The organism is Achromobacter sp. Marseille-Q4962 (genome assembly GCF_943737005.1).
GTDB lineage: Bacteria > Pseudomonadota > Gammaproteobacteria > Burkholderiales > Burkholderiaceae_B > Achromobacter.
The window spans coordinates 36,288-47,390 of record NZ_CALSFU010000007.1 but is presented as its reverse complement, the minus strand read 5'-3'; the positions used below and the strand labels follow the sequence as shown (position 1 = coordinate 47,390).

General features: G+C 67.5%; 11 protein-coding genes. 6 read left to right on the top strand and 5 right to left on the bottom strand.

Annotated elements, in window-relative coordinates:
• Nucleotides 1–18: 18 nt before the first annotated feature.
• A complete protein-coding gene (locus tag NGJ44_RS07660; protein ID WP_053244198.1) occupies nt 19–885 on the bottom strand; it encodes a branched-chain amino acid ABC transporter permease in 867 nt (288 codons plus the stop codon).
• A gap of 122 nt (nt 886–1,007) precedes the next feature.
• The gene (locus tag NGJ44_RS07655) at nt 1,008–2,207 is read right to left on the bottom strand and encodes an ABC transporter substrate-binding protein (RefSeq protein WP_251863575.1); all 1,200 of its coding nucleotides are present in this window, start codon (nt 2,205–2,207) and stop codon (nt 1,008–1,010) included.
• A 311-nt stretch (nt 2,208–2,518) separates the two neighbouring features.
• Between NGJ44_RS07655 and NGJ44_RS07650 the strand changes: the two genes are divergently transcribed.
• The 3 genes from NGJ44_RS07650 to kce are packed head-to-tail and all read left to right on the top strand — an operon-like array spanning nt 2,519 to nt 5,182.
• Nucleotides 2,519–3,301: an SDR family oxidoreductase gene (locus tag NGJ44_RS07650; RefSeq protein WP_251863574.1), complete on the top strand. Its 783-nt coding sequence runs from the start codon at nt 2,519–2,521 to the stop codon at nt 3,299–3,301.
• Nucleotides 3,301–4,254, top strand: coding sequence for a 3-hydroxyacyl-CoA dehydrogenase (locus NGJ44_RS07645; protein WP_053244199.1), 954 nt, complete (start codon nt 3,301–3,303; stop codon nt 4,252–4,254). Before NGJ44_RS07650 ends, NGJ44_RS07645 begins: the two co-directional genes overlap by 1 nt.
• On the top strand, nt 4,247–5,182 hold the full coding sequence (kce, locus tag NGJ44_RS07640) for a 3,5-dioxohexanoate:acetyl-CoA acetone transferase (protein WP_053244200.1): 936 nt from the start codon (nt 4,247–4,249) through the stop codon (nt 5,180–5,182). The genes NGJ44_RS07645 and kce overlap by 8 nt, the downstream gene beginning before the upstream one ends.
• 52 nt (nt 5,183–5,234) lie before the next feature.
• Here kce and NGJ44_RS07635 read toward each other — a convergent pair whose 3' ends face one another.
• Together NGJ44_RS07635 and NGJ44_RS07630 are read right to left on the bottom strand one after the other, a co-directional pair.
• Entirely contained in the window at nt 5,235–6,302 is a 1,068-nt protein-coding gene (locus tag NGJ44_RS07635; RefSeq protein WP_251863573.1) for a glycerol dehydrogenase, read from the bottom strand.
• A 9-nt stretch (nt 6,303–6,311) separates the two neighbouring features.
• Nucleotides 6,312–7,019: a GntR family transcriptional regulator gene (locus tag NGJ44_RS07630; RefSeq protein WP_053244201.1), complete on the bottom strand. Its 708-nt coding sequence runs from the start codon at nt 7,017–7,019 to the stop codon at nt 6,312–6,314.
• 206 nt (nt 7,020–7,225) lie between these two features.
• On the opposite strand from NGJ44_RS07630, the gene NGJ44_RS07625 reads away from it, so the two are divergent.
• The 3 genes from NGJ44_RS07625 (at nt 7,226) to NGJ44_RS07615 (ending at nt 10,053) form a co-directional block, all read left to right on the top strand.
• Nucleotides 7,226–8,047 (top strand): shikimate dehydrogenase family protein, encoded by an 822-nt coding sequence (locus NGJ44_RS07625; RefSeq protein ID WP_053244202.1) that lies wholly within the window; start codon nt 7,226–7,228, stop codon nt 8,045–8,047.
• Complete coding sequence (locus NGJ44_RS07620; protein ID WP_053244203.1) at nt 8,044–9,636, top strand: GMC family oxidoreductase; 1,593 nt, start codon at nt 8,044–8,046, stop codon at nt 9,634–9,636. The genes NGJ44_RS07625 and NGJ44_RS07620 overlap by 4 nt, the downstream gene beginning before the upstream one ends.
• Nucleotides 9,637–9,735: 99 nt before the next feature.
• A complete protein-coding gene (locus NGJ44_RS07615; RefSeq protein WP_200907984.1) occupies nt 9,736–10,053 on the top strand; it encodes a cupin domain-containing protein in 318 nt (105 codons plus the stop codon).
• A gap of 19 nt (nt 10,054–10,072) precedes the next feature.
• Here the strand turns inward: NGJ44_RS07615 and NGJ44_RS07610 are convergent, their stop codons facing one another.
• Nucleotides 10,073–11,068, bottom strand: coding sequence for a tripartite tricarboxylate transporter substrate binding protein (locus NGJ44_RS07610; RefSeq protein ID WP_251863572.1), 996 nt, complete (start codon nt 11,066–11,068; stop codon nt 10,073–10,075).
• Between the last annotated feature and the right edge of the window lie 35 nt (nt 11,069–11,103).

The following is an 11,103-nucleotide window of genomic DNA, read 5'->3' as shown; positions in this document are numbered from 1 at the left end:
GGCTCCTTGTTGTGCGGGTCACTCGGTGCCGACGCCGAACAGGCCGGTCGGACGCAGGACAAGGATCAAGAGGAAGATCCCGAAGTAAACGACTTCTTTCAGGTCGGGGGCGATGTAGTAGCCGGCCAGCGTGTCCACGATGCCGATGATCATGGAGCCGGCCACCGCGCCGTAGAGGCTGCCCAGCCCGCCCAGCACCACGATTACGAAGGCCGTCAGCACGAAATACGTGCCCACTGTGGGGAACACCGGGTATTGCGGCGCCAGCAGCCCGGCGGCCACGCCCACGAAGGCGGTGCCCAGGCCGAAGGCGATGGCATAGACGCTGTTGACGTTCACGCCCATGAGCGTGGCGGCGTAGCGGTGCTGGGCCACGGCGCGCAGCGCGCGGCCCAGATAGGTGCGGTGCATGAACACGTGCAGCAGCGCCGCGAGTCCGATGCCGACCACGAAGGTGATGACCTGGCCGGTCACCATCGAGTACGGGCCCACGTCGATCGCGCCCGTGCCCAGGTCCGCCGGGGCCCGGAAGACGTTGGCGCCGAACACCACCAGCGCGAGGTTGAGCAGAATGGTGGAGATGCCGACGGTGGCGAAGATCTGGATGTGCTGGTCCGCGTGCAGCAGCGGCTGGATGACCGCCCGCTGCGTCAGCACGCCCAGCGCGAACAGGATGACGGCAACCGGGATCAGCCCGGCATAGGGATGGACGCCGAAATGGGCGGCGATCAGGTAGACCAGGTACATCCCCACCATCAGGAACTCGCCGTGCGCGAAATTCACCACGCGCACGACGCCGAAGATCAGCGTCAGGCCCAGGCTGATGATGGTGTAGGCGCCGCCCAGCAACAGGCCGTTGATGACCAGTTGAATAAAGATATCCATGGTGCAGTCTTCTAATGTGAACAGGCCCCGGGGCGGGGCATGCGGGCGGCGGGCCGCTCCGGCATGCCCCGGTCGGCGCCGGACGCCCCCGAGCGTCCGGCGCGGGCAATGCGGCAATGCGCCTACTTGTTGAAGACGGGCTTGCCGAGCGCGAGGTTCTCAGGGGCGATGGTGACCAGCTTGCCGTCCTGCCACTGCATCACGTAGAAGGTGGAGGCGTTGTTCTGGCCGTCTTCCCCGAAGTCGAAGCCCCAGCCGTTGGCAGTCTGGCCGGCGGGCTTCTTGTAGGCGAGCACGGCCGCGCGGATCTTGTCCTTGTCGGTGGACTTGGCGTTGGCCATGGCTTCGAAAAAAGCCTTGGCGCCCACGTAGTTGGTGAGGCTGTGGCCCGATTGCGGATCGGACTTGTAGGCGGTCTTGTAGGCCTGCAGGAACTTGTCCAGCCCGGGCGCGCCGGCGGGGTTGATGGAAGCCTGCGGGAAGTCCAGGTCGAACACCCCGTTCATGTCGGCGCCCACGGCCTTGGCCGTATCCGCCAGCGAGTAGCCGCCGCCCGCGCCCACCACGACCTTGGGCTTGAAGCCGGACGAGCGCGCCTGGCGGAAATACAGGATGGCGTCGTTCTGGTAGGCGGTCTGCAGCACCACGTTCACCTTGGACCCTTTCAGGCGCAGGATGAGCGAGGACAGGTCCACCGTCTTGGCGGAGTAGGGCAGGACTTCGGCCACGGTGTAGCCAAGCTCTTCGGCGCGCTTTTTCTCGGTGGCCGCCACATCGGTGCCGTAAGGGCCGTCTTCGTGGATGATGCCGATGCGGATGTCCTTGGGATCCAGGCCCATGCCCGGCGCGATCATGTCGTGCAGCGCGTTCACCACGGCCACGCCGTACAGGCCGGTGTTGGGGTTGCTGCGGAACAGGTACTTATAGCCGCGCGTGGTGATCTTGTGCGCGGTGGCGCCCAGCTCGAAATAGGGCACGCCGGCCAGTTCGGTGACGGGGGAGGCCGCATAGGAAATACCGGAGGCATAGCTGCCGAACACCGCCGCCACATTGGACGAAATGAGCCGCTTGGTTTCCGACACGGCCTGGGTGGGATCCACCGCGTCGGCTTTGACGATTTCGATCTTCTCCCCGTTGATGCCGCCCGCGGCGTTGATTTCGTTGACCGCCAGCTCCAGGCCCCGGTAGCTCTCCTGGCCCAGCAGCGCCAGCGCTCCGCTGAACGGAAAGAGGGCGCCCACCTTTACGTCGGCGGCGGCCGAACCGGCCGCCAATGCGCCGCACATCCCCAGCGCCAAAGCAAGTTTGTTGAACTTGAACACTGTCTACGCTCCTTTGTGATTGGTGTGCGGACTCTGGTCCGTCTGTTTTTGGAAATATATGATATATGGCCTGGCGGGGTACGAAACCTCGAATTGGATTCTAGTGGCGGGGCTTGCGGGCCGAATCGGGGATTTCCCTCAAGCCGCATGAATAAAGCCTTAGCGCGCAGCGGGCAGACCTGTGAGGCATGTATTTCACGGCTTGCCGACACGACGGAAAATTCATTCGCTTGACGATGGCGGCGCGATTTTTATCATATATCGTATATGATTGGCCGGCGCCCATACACCACAATCGAGGAGACACGCGCATGTTCGAGGAAGTGGATTTCACCGGCAGAAAAGTGCTCATCACGGCCGGCGCCGACGGGTTGGGCCTGGAAATGGCCAAGGTGTTCCGGCATGCGGGCGCCTCGGTATTCGTCTGCGACGTCAACCAGGAGCGCCTGGACGCGCTGCCCGCTGAATTGCCCGGCGTGCATGCCATGAAGGCCGACGTATCCGACGAGGCCGGCGTCGACGCGCTTTTCGAAGCCGTCTCGAACACCCTGGGCGGCCTGGACGTGCTCATCAATAATGCCGGCATTGCGGGCCCCACGGGTTTCGTCGAAACCCTGAGCAAGGCCGATTGGGACCGCACGCTGGCGGTGAACATCACCGGCCAGTTCCTGTGCGCGCGCCGCGCCATTCCCATGCTCAAGCAGTCCCGCGCGGGCGTCATGATCAATATGTCGTCGGCGGCCGGCCATCTCGGTTTCGCCGGCCGTTCTGTGTATTCGGCTTCCAAGTGGGCGGTCATCGGTTTCACGAAATCGCTGGCCATCGAGCTGGGGCCGCACGGCATCCGCGTCAATGCGATCCTGCCGGGTGCGGTGGAAGGGCCGCGCATCCGCGCGGTCATCGCCGCCAAGGCGGCGACCCTGGGCCGGCCGGTCGAGGAAATCGCCGCCCAGTACGAAAACCAGGCGGCGCTGGGCCGCATGGTGACGGCGCGCGACATCGCCAACATGGCGCTGTTCAACGCCAGCGAGGCCGCGCGCAGCGTGAGCGGGCAGGCCATCGTGGTCGACGGCTTCACGCAGAAGCTCTGCTGATGGGCGCCGGGCAGCGGCCGTGCGCCGCCATCATCGGTTGCGGCCTGATCGGCCAGGGCTGGGCCATCGTATTCGCCCGCATGGGCTGGGAGGCGCGGCTGTACGACCCCGCCGACGGCGCCGCCGAGCGGGCGCGCGAACTCGTGCTGCGGCAGCTGGGCGAGCTCGAGGCGCAGGGCATGGTGGACGACGCCCGCGCCGCCGGAGCGCGGGTAGGCGTGGCCGCCACCCTGCGGGCCGCATTGCGCGGGGCGGCCTACGTGCAGGAGAACTCCCCCGAAAAGGTGGAAGTCAAGCGCGAGCTTTTCTCCCGCCTGGACGCCGAGGCCGATCCCGACGCCGTGATCGGCAGCTCCACGTCCAGCATTCCGGCCAGCGCCTTCACCGGGCACCTGGCCGGGCGCGGCCGCTGCCTGGTGGCGCATCCGGTGAATCCGCCCTACCTGATCCCCGTGGTGGAGATCTGCCCCGCGCCATGGACCGATCCGCGGGCCGTGGCGCGCGCCGCCGACATCATGCGCGCCATCGGCCAGAAGCCCGTGACCCTGCGCCGCGAAATCGAGGGCTTCATTCTCAACCGCCTGCAGGGCGCGCTGCTGCACGAAGCCTTCCGGCTCGCCGGCGCGGGCATCGCGAGCGCCGAAGACATCGACACCACGGTCAAGGACGGCCTGGGCCTGCGCTGGTCTTTCATGGGGCCGTTCGAAACCATAGACCTCAACGCACCGGGCGGCATCGCCGATTACTGCGAACGCTACGGCGGGCTGTACCGCGGTATCGGCGCGTCGCAGGGCGAGTGCGTGCCCTGGGAGGGCGAGCTCGTCCAGACCCTGGCGCGCGAACGCCGCGCGCTGCTGCCCGAGGAAGACCTGGCCCGGCGCCGCTTCTGGCGCGACGAAAAACTCATGCGCCTGATGCGCCACAAACAAAGCAACGGAGACGAGAATGGCTAAAGCCAGACAGAAGGTCATCATCACTTGCGCCGTGACGGGCGCGATCCACACGCCCAGCATGTCGCCGCACCTGCCGGTGACGGCCGACGAGATCGCCGAGGCGGCCATCGGCGCGGCCCGGGCCGGCGCGGCCGTGCTGCACCTGCACGCGCGCGATCCGCAGACGGGCAAGCCCTCGCAAGACCCGGCGCTGTTCAAGCCGTTCCTGGAGCGCATCAAGAGCGAAACCGACGCCGTCATCAACATCACCACCGGCGGCAGTCCGCACATGACGGTGGAAGAACGCATGCGCCCGGCCACCACCTTCAAGCCGGAGCTGGCCTCGCTCAACATGGGGTCGATGAACTTTGGCCTCTTCCCCATGCTGAACCGCTTCAAGGAGTTCAAGCACGACTGGGAGCGCGAGCACCTGGAGAACAGCCGCTCGCTGATCTTCCGCAACACCTACCAGGACATCGAGTCGATTCTCGCGCTGGGCAACGCCAACGGCACCCGCTTCGAGTTCGAGTGCTACGACATCAGCCACCTGTACAACCTGGCGCACTTCGTCGACCGCGGCCTGGTGAAGTCGCCGCCCTTCATTCAGTCGGTGTTCGGCATCCTGGGCGGCATCGGCCCGCACCCGGAAGACCTGATGCACATGAAGCGTACGGCCGATCGCCTGTTCGGCTCGGAATACGAGTGGTCCATCCTGGGAGCGGGGCGCAACCAGATGCCGCTGGCGACCATCGGCGCGGCCATGGGGTCCAACGTGCGCGTGGGGCTGGAGGACTCGCTGTGGATCGGCCCCGGCCAGCTCGCGGAGTCGAACCGCGTGCAGGTCGAACGCATTCGCAGCATCATCGAGGCGCTCAACCTGGAGGTGGCGACGCCGGACGAGGCCCGCGCCAAGCTGGGCCTGAAAGGCAAGGACAACGTGGCGTTCTGAAAAGGGGGCAGGCGCGGCCGGCTTAGGCGCGGCCGGCTCAGGCGCGGCCGGCTCAGGCGCGGCGCCGCAGGGCGTTGGCCAGCTCGGCGACCGTCAGCCGCCGGTCGAAATTGGCGGCGTGGCGGGCCTTGAGCGTGAGGCTGGCCGCGGTTTCGAGCACCCCGTCGTCGAAAGGCTGGGCGCCCAGCTCACGCAGGCTGCGCGGCAGGCCGACGGCCCCGTACCACTGCGTGAGGGTTTGCAGCATGTCGTCGTCGCGCCGTTCCAGATCGAGCTGTACCAGCAGGCCCAGCGCCACCTGCAGCCCGTGCAGCGCGGCGGCCACGCCGGGAATGCGCGGCAGGCCGCGCGTAAGGGCGTGGGCGATGGACAGGCCGCCGCTTTCGAACCCGAGTCCGCTCATGAGGATCATGGCTTCCACCACCCGCTCGAAGGCGGGCGTGGGCCGGCCGGTGCCGGCCGCGTCCAGGGCCGCCGCCCCATCGGCCAGCAGTACGCGCAGGCAGCCGTCGGCAATGCATTGCGCCGTGAGCGGCGGCGCCGCGTCGTACATATTGAGCCCGCCGTTGCGCGCGCATTGCCCGGCCTCGAACTTCTTGGAAACGGCGTCGCCCAGGCCGGCGCGGAAGAAATGCGCCGGCGCGGTGGCGATGACCGCCGTGTCCACCAGCACGATGGTGGGATTGAACAGCATGTGCTCGACGGCGAGGAGCTGGTGATGCGCGTCGTAGAGCACGTAGTTCTTGCTGGTGGGCGCGTCGTTGGATGCCACCGTGGGCACGGTGAGCAGATGGCGGTGCACCGACTTGGCCACCGCCTTGCCCGCGTCCAGCGCCTTGCCGCCGCCCACGGCGATCACCATGTCGGGCGCCGCCCGCGCGGCCTGCGCGCGCAGCGATTGCACCTGGTCCGGCGTGAGGTCGCCTTCCACGAAGAGAGGCGTCAGGCCCACCTGCCGCGACGCGCAGAGGCTTTCGATCTTCGGGCCCAGCATGCCGTGCACGTGGCGGTCGATGACCAGCGCGGCGCGGGGGCCGAACAGCGCCGCGTAATCGCCCAGCGATTCCAGCGCGCCGGGGCCCTGCACATAGCGGCCCGGGCCGCCGAAGATCTTCAGCATGCTTGCTCCCTATTTGTTGCGTGCGCCTGGCGGGCGGTAGTCGAGTTCTTTTTCGCGCTCCACCAGCCAGTCGATCATGATCTTGCCGCCCCATACCAGATCGGCCTGGATGGCCTTGGCGGCGGCCTCGGAATCGCGCGCGGCCAACGCCTCCAGCACGGCCTCGTGGCGGTGCTGCCCCTGGGAGTAGTCCAGCCCCGCGGTCTTGACGTGGAACACCTTCAGGATGGGCCCGGTAATGACCCAGAACGATTCCACGGTGTTGCGCAAAATGGGCTTGTTGCTGGCTTCCAGGATGGCGAAATGAAACTTGCGGTTGAGGTAGCTGGCGCGCTTGGGGTCGGTGGACGTGCAGGAAATGAATTCCTGCTGCAGCGCGATCAGGTTGTCGAGCTGCTTGCGCGTGATGTTCTTGGCGGCCTCGGCCGCGCCCATGCCTTCGAGGTGGAAGCGGATCTGCTGGATTTCGCGCAGCTTCTCGGAGTTGACGTAGGGCACGTACACCGCGGTGGCGGCCTGCATTTCCAGCCCCTGTTCGCTGATGAGGCGGAAGATGGCCTCGCGCACGGGCGTGATGGACACGCCCATTTCCTGGGCCAGTTCGCCGATGATGAGGCGCTCGCCGGGCTCGTACTGCCCGTTGATGAGGGCGTTGCGGATTTCGTTGTAGACCCTGACGGACAGGTTCTCTTTCTTGACCGGTTTGAGACTGGGCATGGCGGTAAAGGCTGGCGGGTAGGGAGTCCGGGAACGGATTCTAGCCCGTCGTAGCCTGGGCGAAGCGATGAATATATATTATATATCATATATTATTGGAGAAAACGGCGGCGCCGGAAACGGCGGGCCCGGTTTCGGACGAAAAGCCAGGGCCGCGCGGCGCGCGATATCCTGCCCTGTCGCAAGATAAAGAGGAGCATCCACTCATGAAGGAAATCAGCGGCAACACCCGGCTGTTCGGCATCCTGGCCGATCCCATCTATCACGTGAAAACGCCCCAGCGCCTGAACGAGCATTTCGCGCGCATCGGTTTCGACGGCGTGTGCGTGCCGTTGCATGCGCGGCCCGACAACCTGGCGGCGGTGGTGGCCGGCCTGCGGGCGCTGGAAAACCTGGGCGGCTTCGTCGTCACCATGCCGCACAAGTCCGCCATCCTGGCGCTGGTGGACGAGGTGTCGCCGGTGGCGCAGAAAATCGGCGCGGCCAACGTGGTGCGGCGCAAACCGGACGGCCGCCTGGTGGCGGACATGCTGGACGGCGAGGGTTTCGTGCGCGGCCTGCGCGAGGCGGGCATCGATCCCGCCGGCAAGAGCGCCTATCTGGCCGGCGCCGGAGGCGCGGCCAACGCCATCGGCTTCGCGCTGGCGCAGGCGGGCGTGTCGCGGCTCACCATCGCCAACCGCACCACGGCCAAGGCCGAAGACCTGAAGGCCCGCATCCTGTCGCTGCATCCGCAGGCGCGCATTGACATCGGCGGCCCCGATCCTGCCGGGCACGACCTGGTCGTCAATGGCACCTCGCTGGGCATGAAGGAAAACGATCCGCTGCCGCTGGACGCCAGCCGCCTGGCACCCGACCAGATCGTATGCGAAGTCATCATGCAGCCGCAGGACACGCCGCTGCTGCGCGCCGCCCAGGCGCGCGGCTGCCGCATCCACTATGGCGCTCCCATGCTGGCCTGCCAGATCGCGCTGATGGCGGAAACCATGGGCGTGAAGCCGCGCGACGCTTCCGGAACCGCGAGATGAGCGACTTCGATTTCATCATCGCCGGCGGGGGCACCGCCGGCTGCATCCTGGCCAACCGCCTGAGCGCGAGCGGCCGGCACCGGGTCCTGATGCTGGAGGCCGGCCACGAGGCCCGCAGCATGTGGATCTCGATTCCGGCGGGCTTCTCCAAGCTGCTGGTCAATCCGGAATACAACTGGCGCTTCGCCACCGAGCCCGAAGACAACACGCTGGGCCGCGTGATTTCCGTGCCGCGCGGCAAGGGCCTGGGAGGATCGTCCCTCATCAACGGCATGATCTACGTGCGCGGCCTGCCCTCCGACTACGACGCCTGGGAGGCGGCGGGCGCCGCGGGCTGGGGCTTTCGCAGCGTGGAGCGCGTATTCCGCAAGATCGAGAACTACGAGGCTGGCGACGAAACCCGGGGCAAGCAGGGGCCCATGTACCTGGAAGAGGTTTCGGAGCGCTTTCCGGTTTCGGATGCCTATGTGCAGGCCGCGCAGCAGGCCGGCCTGCCCTGGAACCCCGATTACAACAGCGGCGTACAGGAAGGGGTGGGCTATTACCAGGTGCTGCAGCGCCATGGCCGGCGCTGGAGCGTGGTGGACGGCTACCTCAGGCCCGCCTCGGGGCGCGCCAATCTCAAGATCGAATGCGGCGCGCACGTCACCCGGCTCGTGTTCGAGGGCAGGCGCTGCGTGGGCGTGGCCTACCGCAAGAACGGCGAGGAGCACGTCGTGCGCGCGGGCCGCGAAACCCTGGTCTGCCTGGGCGCGGTGCAGTCGCCGCAATTGCTGGAGCTTTCCGGCGTGGGCGACCCCGACCGCTTGCGCGCGCATGGCATCGCGATCGTGCATGCGCGGCCCGGCGTGGGCGAGAATTACATCGACCACTTCGCCACCCGCATGAACTGGCGGGTCAAAGGCGCCGTCACCCTCAACGAGATGTCGCGCGGCTGGCGCCTGGCGCGCCAGGTGGCGCGCTACTACCTGCGCCGCAAGGGCATCCTCACGCTGGGCACGGGCCTGGTGCACAGCTTCGTGAAGAGTTCGCCGGGGCTGCCGGCGGCCGACGTGCAGTATTTCTTCGTGCACGCCAGCTACGCCAACGCCGCCGAGCGCATCCTGGACCGCCACCCCGGCATGACCCTGGGCGTGGCCCAGCTTCGCCCCGAATCCGCAGGCAGCATCCACATCCGGTCGGCCGATCCCATGGCGGCGCCGGTCATCCGGCCCAACTTCCTGTCCGCCCAGGTCGACCGCGACAGTCTCATCGGCGGCATGCGGATGGCGCGCCACATCGTCGGGCAGCCCGCCTTGCGGCCCTACATCGCGTCCGAGACCAGTCCGGGCATGGAGGTCCAGACCGACGAGCAATGGCTGGATTTCGCGCGGCGCAACGGCCAGACCATCTACCACCCCATCGGCACCTGCCGCATGGGCGCCGACCCGGCCGCCGTGACCGACCCGCGGCTGCGGGTCCATGGCCTGGAGGGCCTGCGCGTGGTCGACGCCTCGGTCATGCCCAGGATGGTGTCGGGCAATACCCAGGCCGCCGTCATGATGGTGGCCGAGCGCGGCGCGGAGATGATCCTGGAAGACGCGGGCTGAACGCCGCGGCTATGATGCTGGCCGGGCATTTTCGTCATTTTCCAGGGAGCCGCCTTGAACCACGACTCTTCGCGCCTGGTGCGCATCGACCCCACGCAAATGCAGAACGCCGAGCCCGGAAAGCCGCGCCGCCCCATTTCGGGCGACGCCGCTTTCCTTGCCGTTACCGCCTTCGAGGGCCATGGCGGCAAGGCCGAGGCCGGCGTCTGGGAAAGCTCGGCCGGCAGCTTCCAGGCCAATACCGCGGGCTACATCGAGTTCGGCTACATCGTCGCCGGCGAAGCCCGGCTGGTGGACCCGGACGGCACCGTGCACGAACTGAGGCCCGGCTCCGCCTTCGTCATGCCGGACGGCTACACCGGCCGCTGGGAAGTGGACCGCTCCGTGCGCAAGATCTACTTCATCGCGCGGCGGTAGCCCCAGGGCGACCCGGATCCTACTGCGCACGCAGGCCCAGCTCGGCCACGAACTTCTTTTCCTCGGCGACCTGGCGCACGGCAAACGCTGTGTAGGCTTCGCTGTCCATCAGCATGTGGGGCTGGTCGGCGTTGTCCAGCGCGCGGTTGTATTCCGGGTCGCGCGACGCGCGATGAAACGCCGTCTGCAGCGTTTTCACGACAGCGGGATCCATGCCCCTGGGGCCGGCGATGCCTACCGGGTTGGAGGCGACGATGTCGTAGCCCAGCTCGACCAGCGTGGGCGCCCGCGGCACGCGGCGGGCCCGCTCGCGGGCGATCACCGCCAGCAGCCGCGCCTTGCCGGTGTCTATCATCGGCCCCCAGCCCGCGTCGGCCACCATCTGGATGTGCCCGCCCAGCAGCGCGGTGGTTTCCTCGGCCGCGCCCTTGAACGGGATGAAGTTGAAGCGCGCGCCCGTCAGGCGCGACAGGCGCTCGATGGCGATGCGCCCGGACCCGCCCGCTCCGGTTCCGCCGTAGCTGATCGCATCGGGACGCGCGCGGGCGTCGGCGATCAGGTCGGCCAGCGAGTTCCAGGGAGCGTCCTGGCGCACCACGATGCCATACGAATAGGCGGTCATGCAGGCGATATAGGTGAAGTCGCGCAGCGGATCGTAGTTGACCGGCTGCAGAAAAGGGTAGCGGAACAGCGTGCCCACCACCACCGAAACCGTATAGCCGTCGGGCGCGGCGGAATGCGCCATGGCGGCCGGGCCCAGTGTCCCGCCCGCGCCGGGACGGTTGGCGACGACGACGGGCTGTCCCAGTTCGCGCGCGGCCGCGACCGACAGCGCGCGCATCTGCGTATCGGTTGCGCCGCCGGCGGGAAAAGGCACGATGAGCGTCACCGGTCGCTCGGGAAAGCCGGCGGCGCGCGACGCCTGCGGCAGGGCGAGGGCGGCGGGCAGGCCCAGGCCGAGTTTGAGCAGCGAGCGGCGTCTGGGCGACGGCGGGCGATGGAAGGGTTGCGTCATGGGTGTCTCCGTCCTTGTCTTGGTGGGAATTGACG